Source organism: Dyadobacter sp. CY261, assembly GCF_021440085.1.
In the GTDB taxonomy this organism is placed as follows: Bacteria; Bacteroidota; Bacteroidia; order Cytophagales; family Spirosomataceae; genus Dyadobacter.
On record NZ_JAKCPW010000002.1, the window covers coordinates 94,406 to 115,723 of the forward strand.

Sequence of the window (21,318 nt, forward strand, 5' to 3'; positions counted from 1 at the left end):
GGCCTAATTAATACCCTTGCGCTTCTTGTATTCCTGGTAACGCTGATTATACTCCTTCAATTCTTCTTCCTTGAAAGTCTTCAGATAATGCTCCGGCAAATCGAGCCTTTCCTTCATTTTTAAAGTATTCGAAAGCTCAACCAGTGTATTGACACCGTTTTTATCCTTATTGAGATCAAACGCATCGTACAAGTCGCCATTGACGGTGAACGCTTTAAATGAAAGTTTGTTTTGATCGACTGTAATAGCCTGGTACAGCTGGGTGTTGGAAGCGGCGCGGTCCATCCAGTTTTGCAGGCCGATATCATACATTTTCGGTCCGCTTACCGAAACCACATAAATCGGACCATTCGGCTTTTTGCGGCTCTGCCCGACCGGAATGTTGAGCCCGCGACCATAGGTGTGGTCATGGCCTTGCAGAACGATGTCTACTTTATGCTTTTTGTACAATGGCTCCATTTTGTCACGCCATTCATCATTGTCACGGCCGTTTTTGGTGGAATAAATCGGATGGTGGTGTACGACGATCGTCCAGCGGTTTGGGTGATTAGTAGTGACTTGCTCAAACCAGGCAGCCTGTTTTTTCATTGTCGTTGAATCCAGAATAGCTGCTTGTGAATCAAGAGAAATAAATCGGACACCCTGGTAATCGATGTAATAGGCCGTTTCTGAAAGTCCTTCGGGGCCGTTTTCCGGTAATGCGAACTGCGGTTTCCAGTGTTTCGATACAAACAGATTCTTTTGTTCGTCGCGGAAATACTCGTGGTTACCGGGAGTCGCCAGGTTTGGAACCATACCGTTGATCCACCCCCCGGCTTCGAACCATTCGCCCCATTGGTAATCTACATTAGAGTTGTTGATCAGGTCGCCGGCGTGGATCATCAGATTCGCCTTGGGCAATGTAGCGAATGCTCCGCGTACAGCCCGCGACCATAGCGAGCGAATATCGTTCTGTGCGTCGCCAAAGTAAAGGAATGAAACTGGTTCAGGCTTATCGGAAGCCGTTTTAAAATGGAACCATTCACTCCACGATTGGCCATCGCCAACGCGGTAAACATATTGTGTGGCTGGTTTCAGGTCGCCGAAGTTGGCTTCGTGGTAGTGCACCGTTTTACCATCCAGCACAACTTTGTGCGTAGCCGCCTGAACGGTGCGTGCCTTGGATGGAAAATCTGGGGAGGGATCGGCTTCATGGATGGCAGCAATGGCGTTCGTCACCGTTGAATCGGTGCGCCAGTTGACGGCCTGAGAAGTTGCCGGATTGCCTTTATAACCCAGTATCACGCGATCGGGAAAAGAGGTAGGCGGATAACTTTTATTTTGCTGAGCGTATGCAGGCGCGACACCAGCACTCAGTAGAATTCCTGCGTAAAGGAATTTGAAATATAATTTGTTAAAAGACTGCATAGGAGCATTGTGCAAATTGTGGTCACAATATTACCCGTTTGGAAAGCAATCGGGCTAGTTGCTATCTTCATTTTACATTTTGATAACATTACAGGCCATGAAACGGTATTTACCCTTGATTTTGAGCCTATGCCTGTTTTTGGCAGGGGTGCTCGCTTGTAAAAAGGACAAAGATCCCGATCCCGTCGATGAAGATCCGGCGATGAAGTTTGTGAGGATTCTTGACGATTCCTTAAAAGACAAAGGTTTCGGTTACAGCTTTGCGGTGTATAAAAAAGACCAGCTAATCGGCTCCGGGGTGGGCGGCTATTATGCTCGGCAAGTCGAAGTCCAGGAGGACAAACCGGTCACGCTGGATACCAAAATGCAGATTGCGAGCATGACCAAAACCATTACCGCGGCCGCATTTCTCAAATTAGCCAAAGAGAAGGGTATTAAAACAACCGACAAGATCATCGATTACCTTCCCAGAACCTGGGTTAAAGGTCCGAATATCGACCTGATTACATTCAAAGACCTCCTGACGCACACAAGCGGCATTATAGGGATGGGAGAAAATTGCCGGAATGGCGCTTATACTGAAAATGTTTGGTATGGGTTGAAACTGCTGATCCAAATGGGGATCAGAAAGGAAAACCACGGATCGAGTTGCTATCAGAATGCAAATTTCGGACTTTTCAGAGTTTTGATCCCGGCTATTAATGGCCTCCAATTCTCGGGTAACGACGAGAATGATGCACTCTTTGCTTTACGGGCCTATGAAGAATATGTCCAAAAAAATGTATTCCAAAAAGCGGGCATTGTTACAGATGAGTTCCTAACCAACAGTTTCCCAACGCCCACATTTGGCTATGATTTTCCCTACTCAGGCGAATTCGGCTTCGATCCGGGCGATTTTAGCACGACCACCGGCGGTTATGGTATTTATCTTTCAGCTAGCCAGGGTGTTAAGCTATATGCAGCTCTCTTCTCGACTGAGAATAATACCGTCATCACACAAGATATCCGCGACGAAATTATTACGAACGGCCTGGGTAGTTACAGTGCCGTTATGCCCGAAGGGAAATTCAGCTACCACGACGGCTGGTGGTATTCGGGTATCACAGTTCTCAATCCAAAAGGTTTCAGGAGCGTTTGGATGCATTGCCCAGAAGATATTACGGTCGTACTTTTCACCAATGCGCTCCGCAACGGCGACGGCCTTTTTCCGCTCCGTTCTGAGTTTTATCAGGACATTACTTCCTATGTGTTATGGGCATTCTCGCAATACAAGGATCCGAATCGAGGGAAGCGGGCGCGGCGGGTTAACTTTCATGATTATCTGGAACATCCCGAGCCGCATTGATTAGTTGGTAGCGAAGGTTGTTTTTGTAAAGGAAATCGAACTTTAAGGACGGAGTTTATTTTCTTCCAAATACTTTTGCAGTTGCTCCAAATTCATATCCTTGATTTCTTCCGATATTTTAGTTTTGATTTCGCGAAATGTTTTCACGGCGTCAAACTGCTTTACTTTGTGTTCTTTCGTTTTCATAGGTGTAGAATAGCTCGTGGTGACCGTATGTCAATCGACTGGTAGCCTGATAATAAATTTACAGAATTATAGCCTGGAATTCGGGTTTTGTTTACGATATGTTTAAAGTTCCAACTAATCAACATATCAACTTTATTAATGGTTGCCAAGGCAATGTGGACACAATCGTCAAAACTGGTTTCCCCCACCACATTCGATTCTATGTATTTTCGTGCCAATTGAAGAACAGCGCTGTCGACGTCAACTTTTTCGAGATTTTCTTCGTCGAGACTTTGGAAGAAACCCCTTACCCGCTCCGGAGCGCGTTTTAATTCACTCTCGGCCAGTCCGGAGTAAACGCATGTTATTTGACCTGCATTGATTTTTTCGAATATTGCCAGGCTTTCATTTTCGAACTCACAGTCGAAAACTCCTCCAAACACAGAAGTATCAAGATAGTAGCGAGGGCGCATAGATAGCGTGTGTAAGTTTTGCTGGTAGCGCGAAGTTAGGATTATCTGGTAGCTGGAAAAGGGCTTGATAGGCCAAATGTCCAAATGACCTGCCTCAATTATCCAGCGCCGCAGGCAGCATCCTCAAAAACGGCTCAGCTTGCCTGAAATCCAGCTGCTCATAAAAGATACCAAGCCTGTTCAGATTCCGGTAGTATTCGTCAACATGCTGATTGTTAATACTGCTCCGACAGAATGTGCCACGCAACCGGTCCCAGTTTATCTGAAAGAAACCACTTTTCAAGTAATCGTCCGGCCCGGCCGTTGCCGTCGTTGAATGGGTGGATGCAAACGAATAGCAAATGGATGAACGAAGCATAAGTGCCCCGGCAAGGTCTATACCAAGGTGGCTACGGTAGTTTCCGAGTGAGGCATCCGATAAGATCTTCAGGCGACAGAGCAAGTGCTAAAACTGCAACCGGCCAAGTTACCAGTATTCTTTCAATTCCAAAAACCCCTACCTTTGCCCCGAAGAAAACGCGCATCCGTGAAAAAGAAAATACTCCTGGTCACCCCGCCATTTACCCAACTCAATACGCCCTACCCCGCTACTGCTTATCTCAAAGGTTTTTTGAATACTTTGGGTCGGGAGTCGTATCAGGCCGATTTGGGTATCGACGTGATCCTGGAGTTGTTTTCTTCCAAAGGATTGAAAAAGCTTTTTGCGATGCTTGAAGCGTCGGATATCGAGCTTACAGACAATAGTTTCCGCATTTATGCCCTCCGGGACGAATACATTTCGACGATCGATCCCGTCATCCGGTTTCTAAAAAACAGCAATCCCACACTCGCCCATAGCATTTGCGACCGGACTTACCTGCCAGAAGCCAGCCGTTTCCAGCAACTCGAAGACCTCGACTGGGCATTTGGAACAATGGGTATCCACGACAAAGCCCGGCATCTGGCGACATTGTACCTCGAAGACCTTGGCGACCTGATCCAGGAGGCGGTGGACCCGCATTTCGGGTTCAGTCGGTATGCCGAGCGGCTGGGGCGTTCGGCAACGAGTTTTGATGAATTGGAAGCCGCGCTGGAAACGCCGGATACGTTACTTTCTCAGACGTTGAAAGATGTGTTGGAACGAAAGGTGAAGCAGTATGAGCCTGATATTGTCTGCATTTCTGTGCCGTTTCCGGGCAATTTATACGGTGGTTTCAAATGTGGTCAGTATCTGAAAGCGCATTATCCGCATATTCAAATAGTCATGGGCGGAGGGTTTGCCAATACGGAACTGCGTTCGCTGGAAGAGCCGAGGGTTTTCAACTATATCGATTTTGTGTGCCTGGATGATGGGGAGGCACCTCTGCTGTCATTACTCGAATATCTGGAAGGTGAACGTGCGCTCACGAACCTGAAAAGGGTATATTCGAGAGTCTACGGTAAAGTGATATATCACAATGGCGCAAAGGAAAAGGATGTGCCACAGCGCGAAACAGGTACGCCGGATTATAGCGACCTGCCATTGCACGATTACCTTTCTGTGATCGAGATTGTAAACCCGATGCACCGGTTGTGGAGCGACGGCCGCTGGAATAAGCTGACGCTCGCGCATGGCTGTTATTGGGGCAAATGCTCGTTTTGCGACATTTCACTGGATTACATCCGTCGGTATGAACCCATGACGGCTTCGCTACTTTGCGACCGCATTGAGGAAATAATCGCACAAACGCAGCAAAACGGCTTCCATTTCGTGGACGAAGCTGCTCCGCCCGCCTTACTGCGCGATCTGGCCTTGGAAATCATCCGCCGCAAGCTTACGGTAGTTTGGTGGACGAATATCCGTTTTGAGAAAAACTTCACGCATGATCTCTGTCTGCTCCTGAAAGCGTCCGGCTGCATTGCCATTTCCGGCGGGCTGGAAGTAGCTTCCGATCGTTTGCTCGAACGCATGAAAAAGGGCGTGACGGTGGCACAGGTGGCGCGCGTGGCGGATGCATTTACGCAAGCGGGCATTATGGTGCATGCATATTTAATGTACGGTTTCCCGACACAGACTGCGCAGGAGACGATCGATGCGCTCGAAATGGTGCGCCAGCTTTTTCAATTGGGTATTGTACAGTCGGGTTTCTGGCACCGGTTTGCGATGACGGCCCATAGTCCGGTTGGTTTGCATCCCGAGGAATTCGATGTCATGCGTTTGGGCCCGGATACCGGTAAATTCGCCAATAACGATTTGGAACATCAAGACCCGCTCGGTGCCGACCACGATCAATATGCGGAAGGTTTACGCAAATCACTCTTCAATTATATGCACGGCGTTTGCCTCGATTTCCCATTGTCCAAATGGTTTGATTTCAGGGTCCCGGCCACGTCGATTCCTCCTGATTACATCGAAAAAAACATCCACGAGCTCGCAGAGGCGGCAGCGAGACCCAATGCCGTGATTGTGTGGACGGGCAGTTTACCCGAAATGGCTGTTTTTGAAGAAAGAAAAGGCAAAAAAGTACGTGAAATAGCAGAACTCGTTTTTTATAACAAGAAAAAGGAATGGGCAGTGGAGGCGGACGTGGAGATGGGCGAGTGGCTCACCGGAATACTGCCTAAACTACTGATCGCAAATGCAGAACCGTATGCATTCGAACAATTCAAAAATGATTTCGATGCGGCGGGATTAGGCAGTTTTGAAGTCTTTCTCAACTCCCGCACCTGGCAGGAGTTGAAAAATGGTGGTATGCTGGTGCTGTAACGGTTAGTAACGTAGCACTTCAAAATTTTCAAGATTGTCGTTGAATGTGGTAAAGACGGCCGGGTAACCCGGTGCAATACTGCCGATCTTGTCTTGTAAACCTAATACGGTAGCCGGGCGAACTGTCGCCATTTCAATGGCTTCCTGCACGGGTATCCCAATGATTTCAACAGCATTACGTACGGCGTCGCCAAGCGAAATAGTGGCACCAGCAAGGTTACCATCGGAATTGATATACTTCCCGTCTTTTAAATAAGCATCAAATTCCCCCCATTTGAACTGGGTGACTTTCTGCCCCAAAAACAACGCGTCCGAAATAAGAAACAACTTGTCGCGCTTAATCTTGTAAGCCACGCTTGCCGCTCCAAAGTCGCAATGCGTCCCGTCGATAATAACCGGCGCGTAAACGGACTCGGTATCGAAAGTCGCACCTACGAGCCCTGGCGCACGATGACCGAATGCCGACATCGCATTGTACAAATGGGTTACAAGTTGAATTCCCTGATCAAATGCCGTCATGGCTTCTGCATAAGTGGCATTGGAGTGGCCTGCGGAAACGGTAATGCCCGATTCGAGCAGCATTTGAAGCTGGTCTTCGGTGAACATTTCTGGTGCGATCGTGATCAGCCGGATCACATCTCTGCCGTATTGAATGATTTCTTCCAGTTCGGCATTGGTAGGCTTGCGCACGAATGCAGCCAAATGTGCACCGCGTTTGATCGGGTTCAAAAATGGCCCTTCCAAATGCATTCCTAATACGCCCGAATCCGGGTTGCTCTCCATGTAGCTGCGCGTGGCCTCGATACCTTTCAGAATGTTGTCGTGTGGGGAGGTAATGAGGGTAGGGAGCACGTAAGCAGTGCCGGTGTTGACACTCGCCTGGTAAATATCGTCGATCGTTTCCTCGTCGGCGCGCTCGGTGAAATAGAATTGCTCTCCACCATTGATATGGCTGTCGAAAAGTCCTGGCGCGAGGTTGGTTACCTGCGGCATGCCGGTTTTGGGTGTACCGCTTTCTACGCTTTGGATGCGGCCGTTTTCAACGGCGATAATCTGATTAAAAAGGACTTCTTTTCCGGTGAAAACTTTCTCTGCAAAGAACTGGGTTGACATAATCGGCGCTAGGTTTAGATGCGCCGAAGAAACAAAAAATGGTCAGCCGTTCAAAGCACTATTTGATAATTATATCAAATTTTGTCAAAAGCCCGGCCAGGTCGGACGACAGGAATTTGGCTTTGCGGATATTGTTGGAAGTGGGATCGATCGTGAAGTTTTTACTGGTCGAAAAATCGACACCGCCGAGGTTGGTACCATCGAAAACCGCGTCCCAGAAGTCACAGTTGTGGACTTTGCATTTGGAAAGGTCTGTCTGGGTAAAATCCGCATTATGGATTTTGCAGCTGCTGAAAAGGGTTTTGTTCAGCTTTTTTCTTTCAAAAATTGCATAGTCCAAAATGCAGTTTTCAAAAATCCCGGCAAATGCAAAGTCTTTACTTTCCGAAAAATTAACGCCCGTCAGTTTGCAACTGACGAATTCGACGTCGGATATTTTACAATTCTTCACTGACGCATTACTCAGGTTGCACTCCTCGAAAACGCAATCGATCAGATCGATCCCTGAGAGATCTGTAAACGAGCATTGCCTGAAATGCACCTGCTCGTAGCTACTTTCAAGCAATGGCTCAATGCTAAAATCCTTATTTTCAATAATGTCAAAATTGCGGGTATTACGCATTGAGCCAAAGAGGTATTAAATGTATTGCTGGATAACGGATTTGAGCTGGTCGGCCTGTACCACTCCCGACTGGCGCCAAAGCGGCTTGCCGTTTTTGAAAACGATCAGTGTTGGAACGCCCTGAATTCGGTAAGCCTGTGCTGCCGACTGGTTTTTATCCACATCGACCTTAATAATTGTCGCTGAATCACCAAGATCGGCCTTTACTTTTTCGAGAATCGGTTTCATCATTTTACACGGACCGCACCATTCGGCCGAAAAATCCACTAAAACCGGTTTATCGCTGTTGATCAATTCTGAGAATGTTGCCATGACTCCAAGTGTTTTGTCTGAAATGATAACCCATACAGGCACCGAAAGGTTTAATCCAAACCCGGTTACTGCGGAAGACGTAAAGATTATGCCATTATCCCCAATTATCTCTCAGAAACTTACCGACGCGCTTTTCGACAAATTCGTAGGTAACATGGGAATAGAGAATGGTGAGAACGATCGAGGAAATCAGGGAAATACCAAACATTACCTCATTTTCAGGCGATTTAAGGTACCTGAACAATACAATATTTACGAAAATCAAGACAATAGCATGGTTCAGGTAAATGGAGTAGGAGATTTTACCTAAATATTGAAAAGGTTTGCTGTTGAGTACCTGCGTGACAATGCCGGTAGAGCTCGCAAAAACGATAACGCCAATGGAGAAAATGAAGGGGAATACCAGCTTCCACAGATTAAGCTCCCAATGGTGGACTAAATACATGGCCAAAACCATCAAAAACAGGAAAGGAATTTCGAATGCCGATAGTTGAAAAGTCTTTCGGCTCAACAAACGCTGGGTGAAGATGCCGAGCACAAAGCACAGAAGTCCTCGAATATAGCCATAATCGTAAGCGAGCAGGTATTCGCCTCTTGAATAGATGAAGATGGCGGAGGCTAGCCCTATAATCGCGAAAGCCGCGTATTTGAACCGGGAAAGAATCAAAACCACTAATCCGAACACGACATAGGAGATCATTTCTGCGGAAATAGACCAGGAGGGGTAATTGTTGCTGATCCAGGCACCAAACACCGTGCTGGATCCCATAAAAGTTAGGGTGTCAAAGGAAGTATAGAAGTAATAGCTGAATCCAAGCCCACCGACATTTTTCATCGGGCTATGCTCGCCGAGCAGATTGGCAAGCACGAAAACAACTTCCGTGTAAAACAGTAAAGGGTAAAGCCTGATAAATCGTTTTTTAAGGAAAGTCAGGAAATCGCCAGCGTTATGGATGCGATCGACGTAATTGAATGCGATCACGAAGCCGCTGAGTACAAAGAAGAAATCGACGAACAAGCTTGCATTGATGACAAAGAAGTTATTGTACAGAATCGACTCTTTGAATGCATTATGGTGATGGGCTATCACCAGGACCGCAAAAATGCCCCTTAACCCATCCAGTTGTTCAACTCTGTTCTTCATGTGTGGAATGATGGGAGCCTTGCACGAAGGTCCCATTGCTCAGGGAGCGTATCAGGTGGTTATGGGACTTAATGTTTCTGGCTTCGGTCGGGTTACCTTTCTTCTTGGAATCGCATCGAGGTATTTGATACCCAGGAAGCGAATCATGACCGAATAGGGGAACCAGAAAGCAATGTCGTAAGGGCGGCCACCGGTAAAAAGTAACACCACCATGGATAGGAAGAAATAAGCCAGGAAAGTCGTCAGTGGATTGGTATGGCGACGCACTTCCCGAATCACGTAAAGGAACAGGAAGAAATTGAAGCTTGTGAAAAATACGAACCCGAAAATTCCGTGATTTACCCAGGATTCAAGTAATGGAACGTCCAGATAATCATTCTTATAACCCCTGCCGAGGAAGATGTCCCAGGAAAATAACGTTTTCATGAATTCTCCGAAACCACTCACGCGTCCCATAGCCGAGTAATCGACATCTGCTTCTTCCGATAGCCTTACACCTGTTGAGGTGAAGATCACGTTCATGATGCGGTCTTCGAAAATATCCCAATAGCCTAAAAGCAGGTTCAGAACATCGCCGTAGCGCATCAGGAAGTAATTAATCACTAATAAAATCAATATAATGAATACCGCATTCCTGAATTTGAATGCACTGCCGATGGCAGAAGTAATGTCGGAAAATTTGAAATGAAAGAGGAAATAAGCCCCAAACGCAATGCCTAAGCCGAGATAGCTGGATTTGGCAAGTGACAGGACCACCACACCCATTCCAAACAGCACCGAGAAAAACAGAAACAACCGGGTAAGCAAATGTTTGGTATTACCCAGCAGAACCAGGGCCGAAAGCAGTGTGATCACGCCGTTACGTGCCGTAATGTGTGGGTTACCGCCCGGTTGGGCGCCTTCATTGGCAAAATTTACTGCCGCACGCATCCCCGGCGTCCAGTTGGGGTCGGTGATGAGGGAGTAAACCAGGGTGATATTTGTAAAAAAAGAAAATAGGAAAAGTACTTGTATCAACGTGTCTTTCACGTCATTAGGGACGTGGATGAGCAAGGCAAGGAACCCGAATGTGAAAACAAAGTTTCCAATATCAGCCACCGCTTTTCCCTGGTGGTTCATGAAGAAAAAGTAATAAAGCGTCAATAGCAGGAAGCCCAGTCCGAGGTTGATCAGGATAGTGTTAGGCTTGTAAAGGCGCTTGAAAAGCGTGGGGGGAACCATTAATAGCAATGCCAGCGAAAAGAAAATGGCTGTAAAAACGCTGCTTGCAGGCCCTACACCGAGTGTGTCGCGTATAAAGAATATGAGCGGAAACCCGTTGAACATCATTGCGATGCCCATCGAATATCGGAGATAATTGAAATTATTGGCTACATTAAATAAGCTCCAATTCATCTGGAAAGCCTGAATCTGATATACTGAATATCTAATCGCAGAATGAAATAGGCGATTTTACGAACACGGCACCAAAGATACTTGATTTTGTTGACTACTGGGGATGCGTTCGTTGAAATGTACAATTTTTGTACCCTCGCATGTTCCTCCCTGCCAATGGTCGTCGCGATGGTCGAGGACTTCGCTTCCGCATGTACGCGTAATGCGCCCCCAAGTCCATCGATCTTTTTCGTGGTGGTCGTTTTGTGCGAGGTGTACCGCGTGATGAAGTCGTAATCGAATGCAAAACGGAAGGTTTCGTCGAACAAGCCGTATTTCTCCACCAATGAACGTTTGAAAAATAGCGACTGGTTGTGTATCTGCATCCCTTCCAGAACCTGGCAATCAAAATCGTAGGACGTAGTTTTAAGTATTTCAGTCACTTCGTCGTCGGTGGTGATCATGTACAGGTCGCCGTAAAGGATATCGACCGGGTATTTCAAAGCTGCTTCTCCAAAACGAGCAAAAGTACCTGGGAAATATACATCATCTGAATTTTGGAAGCTTATATACTCGCCGGTGGCCCGTTCCAGCGCCTTGTTGATCGCATGCACCTGGCCGCGATCTTTTTCGGAAATCCACCAGGAGAGGTGTTTTTCATATTTTTTAATGATTTCTACACTGCCGTCGTTCGAGCCGCCGTCCACAATAATGTATTCGAGATTGGGATAGTTCTGGTTGAGGACGCTCAGGATTGTCCTCTCCAAAAACGCCGCCTGGTTGTACGAAGGGGTGATAATGGTCAGTTTCGGATATTTCTGCGCATGGCCGGTGGGTGTTGCCGCCGGTCTCAGTGTTGATACGAAGTTTCGCAGGTCCTGTGTGGTCTGTTCTAAAAAATGCATGGAATCCTGTTTAAAACTGATCGATATATGCGGTTAACTCTTTCAATTTGGCAGCAATGCCTTTTCTCATTAATCGGTTGGGAGCGATATTGGCTTGTTTCCCGAATGCCGGCTGACCGCTCGCTGGCAGTTCGTATCTCTTGTTCACCACAATGCGCTGGTATTCCATGAATAATGTCTGAAATGCCTTGTTTTCGGTAACTAACCCCGCATGATCCGACCAGATTGGGTCGAAATGGCCAAGTCCCGCAAAGTTGAGCGAAATCAGTGGCTGCCCATCCACCTCGTAACCATTATCATTTGCCACAAGATTTTTATTCAAAACCGCATTCAAACCATAATACCAGCCCGGATTGTGAAGCGTTGTTGTCGCAGGAACCCACACTGGTACATAATTCAGCCAAAGCTGGTCGGTATTCATGCCGTTGCAAAGGTCGAAGTTCGCGCGGTCGATAGTTCGATGCGACCACCATTTGAGCATGGCAACGGTTTTCTCCGAAGGTCTTAGCACCCAGCTTCCCGAATGGTACATTCCTGCATTAAGAATTCGCTTATCGTCCAGAATGGCCGATCGTTTCAATGGAGATGAAATGTTGGGTGTTAAAAACATTTCAGAGTTCGCATCCAACAGGCCCTCGAATGAGGCTTTCAAAAGTGTTGTCGGACTAAGGAAAGTCAGCCGCTTGCATTCCGGATGTGTTTTCAGCAATTCAAGTGCGAACCACGGACGGCAAGCCGGTAGTAACTCAAAATCATAATAGCCGACCGCCATTTCGTCAAAGCCAGGAATGGCCAATGCGGTTACGGGCAACAGTTTGACGTGCTCCGGCAAGTGATCAATCTGAATGGCATCGACCAGGCCAATGTAAAAACCGTCGTTCGGCTGGTGTTGTAACACAGAATCCGCCAGAGCCAGTGCATGCGCCAGATTGGTTCGGTTACAAACTGTGTATATAATATTCATGAACAACTATTCCGTTTCAGGCAAATTTTTAAAGTAGGCGATTTCGTCGATGTTGTGTCTGGAAATGCCGGTTAAAGCAAAAGGTAATGTTGTGCCATTTTGATATTGGACACCATATTGTACGAAATGGCTGCGTACGACGTCCGTCGGTTTCCGCAAATTCGGTAAAAACCGATTCGGTTCCAGCTCCCAGAACACGGAATCAACATGGGGTATGGTCGCGTTGTGACGGTATTGATGGGCAAGTTGCCTTTTGCTTTTCAATATGCCGGTCATTCGCTCGATCCGGCAAAGGTAAAGCCCGTTGCCGGTATAACCTGACCCGTATAATCGTTTTTCCTCATCTGAAAGCCCCGTAACGCGTTTCAGCAAACTTGGTGCATTGGCTGGGTCGGGTAGGAGCGGACTGGCTTTGAAGTAATCATAACCCTGCTTGCACCAGTAATGCAGCTCGTCTTTGATCACCCAGCTGTTCAGCTCGTGGATGAGGAGAAAATCGCACCAGTTGAAACGCTCGTAAAAATCCTGCATCAGGAAAAGTGGCGCCAAATGTTGCCGGGATTCGAAAAAGCGCTTCGGAAAATGCACTACATCGATATGCTCGGCATGCTCGTGCACAACCGAAAGGTCGGTACCTTCGCCGGCGATGAAAACGATCGGGTGTTCCGACAGAATATTTAAAGCATGATGCAGCAGTTTTTCCTCCGTCGGGTCGATCCGGGTTTCCAGAATAGGAATAATAACGGTTACCAGCTCTTTCATCAGATCGTCTGAAGCTTTCCGATCAGATAGTTCACAGGCATTTTCAGGTATTTTCTCACGCGCTGATAGCGACGCACCGGCGCAGGCTTGATGTACGAGCAGGGGAATTTGCGGTAGTAAGCGTTCCCATTGTCGATCAGGCTGTTTTTGTATAATTTGAAAAGATCCGTCAGATCGCTGCGGCGACTTAATTCGAAGCGGTCCTGGTATTTCGACAAAATATCCGGTTTGGCGGGATCATAGCCGCTGTAATGGAAGAATATTAATGGATTCTCTTCATTTACATACCATTGGCCGTCGCGTTCCGTAAATGTGCGCTCGTGCAGGTTCCAGTAAGCCGCATTATAGCCGGGATTTCTTTCAATGTATGTATTAGGTACGAAGACCGGCAGGAAATTCATCCAGTTCTGATCTACAAAAAGCCCATTACAAAGGTCGATCAGGCATTCGTAACGTAGTTTTTCTTCCCACCAGGAAATAAAGCGGTCATTTTCCTCGGAGCGGCTGAATGCCACAAACCCAAGGTTGTACACGCCGGTATTGAGGTGATGCAGTTCGTTGGGTGTCAGCCGGTCGTCGATCGGCGTGTTGATATGCGGCGTCAGCACGGCATTGTTCTTTGCCAGTGAGTTCAGGAGGCCTGTCAATGGTTGGAAAACAATAATATCCGGGTCGAAATAGATGACGTTATTCGCCTGGGGGTAGTGTTTGAAAAAATAGGTAAAATAGAAAGGTTTTACCGCGGTGTTAAGCTCTGTAATATTGTAGCGCGCACACATTTCCTGAAAATCCCTGATCTCGATCTTATCGATCTCGATCATCGGGTAGGCTGGCGTGTAGGCATCTTCAAATGCTACGCCTTGAAGGGTGTCCACCAGACCAATGAAGAACCGGACATCCGGATTGGTCGCTTTGAGCGAATCTCCTAGTGTCCGGGCTTGCGCGAGGTAATTGATGGAGCAAATGGTAAAGGCAATGGTCATTGATTGTGCTGTTCCGAAACCTGCAAAGGTAAATACTTTTGAATAATGGCTTCGATGCTTGCGACGCTTTTGTCGGTGTTATGCCTCTCCAAAACTTTCTTGCGGGCATTTTCGCCCATTGTGTTCCGCAGCGACGGGTCGAGGATTAGTTGGATGATCGCGTCCGAAGCAGCGGAAATATCCATATAAGGAACCACAAACCCGGCATCGTCTTCGATAAGTTCTGGCGCGCCGCCTGCATCTTCGAAGCATACCACGGGTATTTCCTGTAAAGCCGCTTCCATAACCACAAGGGGATAAGGATCCTCACGGGAACTCAACAGCAATACGTCGAAACGGTTAATATAATCCAGCGCACGCGGCGTTGGCGGAACGAGGATGATCTTGTCGCTCAGCCCCATCAGGCGAATGTCGCTTTCAATTAACTCATAGATCTCATGCTGTGGCCCGGCGCCCACCCATACAAAGTAAACAGGCAGTGGCTGGGTTTTGCGTATCACTCGGCTGGCGATCCAGTTAAATATGTCGTTACCCTTGCGCCATTCGGCATTCCCGCAGCCGCCGATTACAATGGCGTCTTCCGGGATTTTATAGGTTTTTTCAAGAATATCGTGCTGGACAGATTGTAGTCGCTGGTCGATATGCTCATGATCGATGAGCGTGAATGTGCTGACGTGGTGGGCGGGGAAATCGTATTTGCGGATGTAATAGTCTGCCACTGCATTGGAAACGGCGATCAGATGATCGGTTTTTTTTAGCAGAAAAGCGAGTTGTTTCTCCTGCGTATATATTTTCACTGACATTGCCAGCTCATGCACAAAAAGCACTAAAGGCAAATGATGAAATGATTTCAGGAAATCATAGTAAACTTCCGCATTAGCAATGGAATTGATGAAAATGAGGCCAATATTCTGCTGCTCCAGCTCCGCAAGGACTTTTTCGTTACCTTTTTGCAGCGATCGCTCTTCGTAGAGTTTCAGCAGGTTAGTTTTTCGGAGCAATTTACCAGTGAAGGGAGGCGTGGTAATTTTTTTGTTTTGATAAAGACGCGTAACACTTACCACTTCCTCGAATTCAGCCTCCAGTTCGCCTCCGGTGCAGAGTAGCAGATGCATGGGAACGCCCCGTTCTTTCAATAGCCTTAATAACTGCAGCAACAGCAATTGACTTCCTGCCCTGTTAGCATCATGACTCACAAAAAGTATTTTCTTCTGCTCCATTACCGATATTAGCTAGCTCAGACTGTGGGTTGGCCGGACCCTTTAATAGGCTTCGTAACTCATCTTTCCGGGAACTTTTTTCGCAGGATTTCCGACATACACTCCCCATTCTTCTGTTTCCTTCATTATCGCCGAAGCCATTCCCACCAACGTTCCTTGTGCGATAGTTGTGTAATCGCGGATGGTACTGTTTACGCCAAAGAAAGAGTACGATTCCACCACACAATGCCCTGAAAGCACCACATGTGACGTAAAGAAAACATGGTCTTTAATCTGGCCGTGATGGCCGATATGGTTACCGCTCCACATCACAACATTGTTACCGATGGTCGTGAATGGCTGAATCGTATTGTCCTCCAGGATAAAACAGTTCTCTCCGATCACATTATCAAAAAGTGTCGCACGGGAACTGATATAGGAAATGAATTGATAGCCCTTTGCTTTGGCGTGGTTGTAAATCGCCTCCCGGTTGCGGTTCATGTTACGGCCGGTCATGGGGGCAAAGAACTGGTATTCCGAAGGCGGGAAAATGGTTTCTACATCTTCGAACGCTACTACGGGCAAGCCATGGAAATTGTCCTGTTCGATGTATTGGCGATTGATAGTGAATGCAACAACCTCATGTTCAGAGTCATGAGTGAGGTAGTAGTGCGCTAGTTCTGCTGTGTCGAGTACTCCAAAAACGATAATCTTCGCCATTCCTAAATTAGTTCGTATGCCTCTAATTGTTTCCTGATATCATCCGGACCGTTAAACATCAGAACGTCTATAACAGACAACCAAGGTACGAAAGCATTTTTAAATTGGGGGTAAGGGCTTGATATACTTTTTATGAAGTCAAGTCTTATTCCCTCTTTTTCAAATTTCCCTTTGTCGTACAAGTCAACTCCGCCAATCGGATTGATGTAATGGGTTGCTTGTTCCCGTTTACAGATATCCAGGATCCGGTCCTGTCCTTTCAGGTGTTTATTGTTATATATTGTTGAAGAGGGAACAATCTCCGTGCCTATACCCATGTATGCGCAAGTTTTCTGCAATGCGTATATAGACTGCTCGTTAATTGATTCAACGTCTAAATTTACGATTTCTTCAATCAGATCAAAAACCTTTTGATAACAGGGGGCCTTCTGATAGGACTGCTGAATGGTCTTTAATAACTTTTTCTGCCACTGCTCGTGCCTGGCGAGCTCCACTTCCAGGATCAATTTGTTTTGACTCGCGTCTTTGAGCGGAATGGTAAACATATGAGCTTTCCCGCCTACCAGAATGTTGTTCCTGTTGATCCAGCCCTTGTTGATAAAGTTTACATCGTCATAAATGATAAACTTGTCCACGGCAGCGATCAGCTGGAAATAGCCGATATATGGGAAAATATACGGCTGCATGATAGCAATAGTCATGGTTTGGGCTATTTGAGTTTTCGCAGATAATAATCTTCGCCTTTTTCACTCAAAAAGATATGGTGATATAAGGTCGTATCCGATCCCAACCGGATGTCGGTAGGCAATGCACGGATTTTGCTGGTGTCGTTAATCACCTTGCGAGCGTAAAAGAGGTAATCGGCGTCTTTTGGGATCGGGCGCAGGCCTTCTTCGAAAGGATTGATGGATATGAGTTTCCGGGTCAGGTCTTTGCCATAAAGCGGGTATTCAAAGTCACTGTTCACGGTAGCCAGTGCCACGGTAGCATTCTCGGGTACTATAGAGTCGAAGCGGACGTATGCTCTGGTGATGTCGGGTCTCGCAAATGTCTGATAGGGAATGCGATCCATCGTCAATGCAGATTCCATTCCAAATGACGGGAGTGGAAGACAGCGAATGTTGAGATACACCGCCATTATCGCAGAAATACAAGCCAGCCCCACCACCAGCATGATATAGCCTTTCCAGACGTTTCTGCGCGGCTTGATAATGGACAGGCGATGATGGGAGAATAACAAAAGCAGGAAGAGCACGCCGAATATGCCGGCTTCCATAAAATATCGACCCTTGAACGGGTCATAGGCTGCCGAATAAGAAATCGCGGCCAGGTTAAGGCAGAATGCAATTACTAAAAAGAAATGAACCCGTGACCTGAAAACGCGGAACAATACCAACAGCATGATCGGTAGGATCAGCGCAAAACCGAACGCTCCCCAGTAAGGATTAGCATTGTAATAATAGAACCCTCGCTGAAATGAAAATGGAACAATGGTGAAATCCGTCTCTTCGTCGAGGCGCATGCGCAATTTATCTTCCAGGACTACCAGCGGTTTACGGATAGCGGTGTTTAGGTCATAGCCCCATTGCGCATTCCTGATGCCGTCGAGGTTGCAAAAATCGTAGGTATAGCGGACCACATTCCGGCTGCCTTGCTCGAACAGATTGGCCGCGCCGCCAGCCCGCTCGTACGACTGGTGGTACCGTGCCGTAGGAGGGCCGATCGGGTGGCCGAAAACCTGAATGTTACGGATGTAGCCCGTAGGCAATATGTAAATTAAAGCAAATAAGACAATCGCAATGCCGAGTCGCAAGGTCCTTTCAAAAAACACTTTAAAATCAGGAGCCAGGAAAACGGTATAGATCATGATCACAAACACCGAGGGCATAAGCAGTGCGAATGTCGCTTTGTGGCCTGTGACGATGGCGAACGCAATCCCAGTGAGGTAGAGATAACGATTGTCGCGGCTGGTATAAAAGGTAAAAAGAAAATAAAGCAGGCAGCTCAGATAGGCCGTCAGCACGATGTCTGTTTCGGTGGTGACAGCTTGCATCAGGAAATCGAGGAACATGCTGTATGCCAAAGCGCAGAAAAAGCTGGCCGACAGGTTTCTTCCGATCCTTTGTGCGATCCCAAAAACAGACACCAGCGTTACATAATAGGCCATTTGGTGAATGAGCTTGAATGCATTTTCAATGTCCCCGCTAATCAGGTAGGAATAGACGTGAATCGTGGTGAGGCTCTTTGGATACGTATCCATATTCCAGTTGGCCCCGCCGAAGTGCTCCATTGTCCCACGCTGGATGTAGCGAATGGCCCTATTGAGGTGGCCGGTCATGCTGTCCCATTCATTGGGAGCTGTGAACAGGACCAATATCAGGTTGGTGATCCCGATAATTGCGAACGTCAGGAACATGGCCCCGAAAATGACTTTGAGATACACGGACAACTCTCTGGTCCAAAGCCTGAAAGTAGCTGTCCGGTTGGCTACAAGGCCCCGGATGGTATAAGACGCATTATTCGGGACAAGTCTCGTCCAGAGCAGGTAATGCAGGCCCAGAACCATATAAGTGCCACCGATCCAGGCAAAAACATTAGCTGTAAGGTCCAGTGCCGACAGTACAAAGCCGGCAGGGATGATGCTACCGGTGAAAAGCAGGAAGAAAATGATGATCAGCTCTGAAAGCGAAGGTTGAGCAATCTTTTTTGCAACAAAGCTGATGCCGTATAAAAACAGGAAAAAGGTTAGCCAATAAAAAATGACCATGCGATTATCGCGATAAATGACCGTTGATAATGCGGGAAATGCGCTCAATGTCCTCGTAAGGCAGCCCCACATATAATGGCAAACTTAATACTCTTGCCGCGATATCCTCGGAAACGGGACACGCAATTTGCCTTGGCATGAAAGAAAGTGTATTCAGGGAAGGATAGAAATACCGGCGCGGAATAATATCCTCGAGCTTCAATGCCTCCATTACCCGGAACATAACCTCTTCGGAAGGAAACACCACGGGATAGTAAGCGTAATTATATTCAATATCGGCGCTCAATGTAGGTTTATAAAGAACATCCCAATTGAGAAGACTATCATAAGCCGCAAAAACGTCCTTGCGTGCCTGGATGATCGCGGGCACGTGCGGGAGATTAACCAGCCCCATTGCCGCGTGAAACTCGGAATTTTTGCCGTTAATTCCGGCAAATTCGTAATGTTCGTCGCCCTGGTGACCGAATGCGCGCAGTAAATGCAGCTTACGGTCAAGTTCGGGATGGTTGGAGATCAAAGCGCCGCCTTCGATGGTATGAAACACTTTTGTAGCATGGAAGCTGCATGTGCTCAAATCACCAAATGCAAGGAGTGATTTTCCTTTATAGGTCACGCCGAATGCGTGTGCAGCGTCGTAGATGACTTTCAGGTTATGTTTTTGAGCAATCGCTTCGATAGCTTCCACATCGCAGGGGTTTCCATAAACGTGGGTCGCCAGAATAGCCGACGTTTCAGGTGTAATGGAGGCTTCAATCAGCCCGGGGTTGATATTAAATGAGGCCGGGTCGATATCAACAAAGACCGGCGTGCAGTTTTCCCACAAAATCGCATTCGAAGTTGCGCAGTAGGAGAAGGGCGTCGTGATGATCTCTCCTTTTAACTCGAGAGCTTTAATAGCGATTTGAAGAACGATCGTTCCGTTACCGCAAAAGTACAGGTGATTTACGTTCAGATATTCTTTTAGCTGTTCTTCAAGCTGTTGTAAAAGCGGGCCGTTGTTGGTCAGATAACCACGTTCCCAGATTCCACGGACGTATTGCAGATATTCTTCCTGGTCAGGTAGAAAGGTTTTAGTGACGTTAATCATTCACTACGTGTTCAGATTGGCGAATGGAAAAATTGAGTTGAGGGCGAATATATCCGGGCCATTTGCCATACCAGGTCACATTTTCACGATAATCCTCAATATCAAAAACTAGGGCCTCTTCCATGTTGTAAAGTACGGTGCTCGTATCTTTTACAATCATCATAGAAACTACATAAGAGCCATCGTTCAGGAAGTTGCCTGGGATTTCGCAGGTGCCGCGGACGATCCCTTTTGAAAAATTCTCAGCGGCAGTGCCCACATTGAAAATACATTCTCCCGTAAATGTGTACAGGTGCATGCTGAGGTTCAATGAAGCGCCTTCCACCAGGTTCCAGAATTCAAATTGGAAGTTGATTGGCGTACGAACGTCGATATGTGTCAGATCGTCCTGATATTCCGGGAAAAGTTTGAAGCTCTTCACACGCACCTGGTCGTTTCCGGGAGCCGCTTCGATATTATCCCAATGCTTTTCCAACGACTTGTGCGAAACTTTGCTAAGGTAGTTCGTTACAATGTGCGTAGTCTCGCCCTGGTCGATCAGACGTCCTTTTTCAAAATAGAATGATTTGTTGCAAAGCGCCTGAATGGCGGTAAGATTGTGGCTTACGAACAGGAGCGTACGGCCACTTTCCGAAACATCCCGCATTTTACCCAGACACTTCTTCTGAAATTCTGTATCTCCCACGGCCAATACTTCGTCTACAATCAGGATTTCAGGATTGAGGTGTGCGGCGATCGCGAAACCAAGGCGGACGTACATCCCGGAAGAGTATCTTTTAACAGGCGTATCTAAAAATTTTTCAACTCCCGCAAAATCAACAATAGCATCGAACGACTGCCGGATTTCACCTTTTGACATGCCAAGAATGGCACCGTTGAGAAAAATGTTTTCGCGGCCGGTCAGCTCAGGGTGAAAGCCTGTGCCTACTTCAAGCAAGCTGGCAATGCGACCGTCGATTTTAATCTGGCCGGTGGTTGGCTCAGTGATCCGGCTCATGATTTTGAGCAGGGTGGATTTACCTGCACCATTATGGCCTACGATTCCGATGCGATCACCTTGATCGATGCTGAAATTCACATCCTGCAACGCCCAGAACTCTTCTTTCTCGGCAAAACCGTTTCTTCCCGGTCTACGAAACAACTTATCGACTTTATCGGAAACAATGTCGCGTAAGCTGGATGACCCAGTTTTACGCTGATGGTCGATGATATATTTTTTGCTGATGTTTTCAGCTACAATTACAGACATGC

General features: G+C 47.1%; 21 protein-coding genes. 2 read left to right on the forward strand and 19 right to left on the reverse strand.

The genetic code is table 11. From position 1 onward, the window contains the following. Positions 1-3: 3 nt before the first annotated feature. A complete protein-coding gene (locus tag LZD49_RS07725; RefSeq protein WP_234666767.1) occupies positions 4-1,407 on the reverse strand; it encodes a metallophosphoesterase family protein in 1,404 nt (467 codons plus the stop codon). Between the two features lie 97 nt (positions 1,408-1,504). On the opposite strand from LZD49_RS07725, the gene LZD49_RS07730 reads away from it, so the two are divergent. Next, a complete protein-coding gene (locus LZD49_RS07730; protein WP_234666768.1) occupies positions 1,505-2,752 on the forward strand; it encodes a serine hydrolase in 1,248 nt (415 codons plus the stop codon). 42 nt (positions 2,753-2,794) lie between these two features. Here the strand turns inward: LZD49_RS07730 and LZD49_RS07735 are convergent, their stop codons facing one another. The 3 genes from LZD49_RS07735 to LZD49_RS07745 all read right to left on the reverse strand — a co-directional run bounded on the left by LZD49_RS07735 (position 2,795) and on the right by LZD49_RS07745 (position 3,731). Next, the gene (locus tag LZD49_RS07735; protein WP_234666769.1) at positions 2,795-2,938 is read right to left on the reverse strand and encodes a hypothetical protein; all 144 of its coding nucleotides are present in this window, start codon (positions 2,936-2,938) and stop codon (positions 2,795-2,797) included. Continuing rightward, positions 2,935-3,390 (reverse strand): PIN domain-containing protein, encoded by a 456-nt coding sequence (locus LZD49_RS07740; RefSeq protein ID WP_234666770.1) that lies wholly within the window; start codon positions 3,388-3,390, stop codon positions 2,935-2,937. Before LZD49_RS07740 ends, LZD49_RS07735 begins: the two co-directional genes overlap by 4 nt. Positions 3,391-3,605: 215 nt before the next feature. Further along, positions 3,606-3,731 carry a Fic family protein gene (locus LZD49_RS07745; RefSeq protein WP_234666771.1) on the reverse strand — a complete coding sequence of 42 codons (126 nt, stop codon included), beginning with the start codon at positions 3,729-3,731 and terminating at the stop codon, positions 3,606-3,608. A gap of 185 nt (positions 3,732-3,916) precedes the next feature. Here LZD49_RS07745 and LZD49_RS07750 point away from each other — a divergent pair, with 185 nt between their 5' ends. Further along, positions 3,917-6,115, forward strand: a complete 2,199-nt coding sequence (locus LZD49_RS07750; RefSeq protein ID WP_234666772.1) for a radical SAM protein — start codon at positions 3,917-3,919, stop codon at positions 6,113-6,115. A gap of 3 nt (positions 6,116-6,118) precedes the next feature. On the opposite strand, the gene nagA is transcribed toward LZD49_RS07750, so the two are convergent. The 15 genes from nagA to LZD49_RS07825 all read right to left on the reverse strand — a co-directional run bounded on the left by nagA (position 6,119) and on the right by LZD49_RS07825 (position 21,316). Further along, positions 6,119-7,228 carry an N-acetylglucosamine-6-phosphate deacetylase gene (gene nagA / locus LZD49_RS07755; protein WP_234666773.1) on the reverse strand — a complete coding sequence of 370 codons (1,110 nt, stop codon included), beginning with the start codon at positions 7,226-7,228 and terminating at the stop codon, positions 6,119-6,121. Between the two features lie 58 nt (positions 7,229-7,286). Continuing rightward, positions 7,287-7,850, reverse strand: a complete 564-nt coding sequence (locus LZD49_RS07760; RefSeq protein WP_234666774.1) for a pentapeptide repeat-containing protein — start codon at positions 7,848-7,850, stop codon at positions 7,287-7,289. Positions 7,851-7,865: 15 nt separating this feature from the next. Next, positions 7,866-8,162 carry a thioredoxin gene (gene trxA, locus LZD49_RS07765; protein ID WP_041736444.1) on the reverse strand — a complete coding sequence of 99 codons (297 nt, stop codon included), beginning with the start codon at positions 8,160-8,162 and terminating at the stop codon, positions 7,866-7,868. Between the two features lie 94 nt (positions 8,163-8,256). After that, positions 8,257-9,306, reverse strand: coding sequence for an acyltransferase (locus LZD49_RS07770; protein ID WP_234666775.1), 1,050 nt, complete (start codon positions 9,304-9,306; stop codon positions 8,257-8,259). 51 nt (positions 9,307-9,357) lie between these two features. Next, entirely contained in the window at positions 9,358-10,701 is a 1,344-nt protein-coding gene (locus LZD49_RS07775) for a hypothetical protein (protein ID WP_234666776.1), read from the reverse strand. Further along, positions 10,698-11,585 carry a glycosyltransferase family 2 protein gene (locus LZD49_RS07780; protein WP_234666777.1) on the reverse strand — a complete coding sequence of 296 codons (888 nt, stop codon included), beginning with the start codon at positions 11,583-11,585 and terminating at the stop codon, positions 10,698-10,700. Before LZD49_RS07780 ends, LZD49_RS07775 begins: the two co-directional genes overlap by 4 nt. 10 nt (positions 11,586-11,595) lie before the next feature. Continuing rightward, positions 11,596-12,549 (reverse strand): hypothetical protein, encoded by a 954-nt coding sequence (locus LZD49_RS07785; protein WP_234666778.1) that lies wholly within the window; start codon positions 12,547-12,549, stop codon positions 11,596-11,598. Between the two features lie 6 nt (positions 12,550-12,555). Beyond that, positions 12,556-13,311, reverse strand: coding sequence for a DUF5672 family protein (locus tag LZD49_RS07790; RefSeq protein ID WP_234666779.1), 756 nt, complete (start codon positions 13,309-13,311; stop codon positions 12,556-12,558). Next, entirely contained in the window at positions 13,311-14,294 is a 984-nt protein-coding gene (locus tag LZD49_RS07795; RefSeq protein ID WP_234666780.1) for a glycosyl transferase, read from the reverse strand. Before LZD49_RS07795 ends, LZD49_RS07790 begins: the two co-directional genes overlap by 1 nt. Then, entirely contained in the window at positions 14,291-15,514 is a 1,224-nt protein-coding gene (locus LZD49_RS07800) for a glycosyltransferase family 4 protein (RefSeq protein ID WP_234666781.1), read from the reverse strand. Before LZD49_RS07800 ends, LZD49_RS07795 begins: the two co-directional genes overlap by 4 nt. A 42-nt stretch (positions 15,515-15,556) precedes the next feature. After that, a complete protein-coding gene (locus tag LZD49_RS07805) occupies positions 15,557-16,213 on the reverse strand; it encodes an acetyltransferase (RefSeq protein ID WP_234666782.1) in 657 nt (218 codons plus the stop codon). 2 nt (positions 16,214-16,215) lie between these two features. Further along, a complete protein-coding gene (locus LZD49_RS07810) occupies positions 16,216-16,914 on the reverse strand; it encodes a WbqC family protein (RefSeq protein WP_234666783.1) in 699 nt (232 codons plus the stop codon). A gap of 8 nt (positions 16,915-16,922) precedes the next feature. Then, positions 16,923-18,980 carry a glycosyltransferase family 39 protein gene (locus tag LZD49_RS07815; RefSeq protein WP_234666784.1) on the reverse strand — a complete coding sequence of 686 codons (2,058 nt, stop codon included), beginning with the start codon at positions 18,978-18,980 and terminating at the stop codon, positions 16,923-16,925. A gap of 4 nt (positions 18,981-18,984) precedes the next feature. Then, the gene (locus tag LZD49_RS07820; protein WP_234666785.1) at positions 18,985-20,067 is read right to left on the reverse strand and encodes a DegT/DnrJ/EryC1/StrS aminotransferase family protein; all 1,083 of its coding nucleotides are present in this window, start codon (positions 20,065-20,067) and stop codon (positions 18,985-18,987) included. After that, entirely contained in the window at positions 20,060-21,316 is a 1,257-nt protein-coding gene (locus tag LZD49_RS07825; RefSeq protein WP_234666786.1) for an ABC transporter ATP-binding protein, read from the reverse strand. Before LZD49_RS07825 ends, LZD49_RS07820 begins: the two co-directional genes overlap by 8 nt. Positions 21,317-21,318 lie beyond the last annotated feature (2 nt).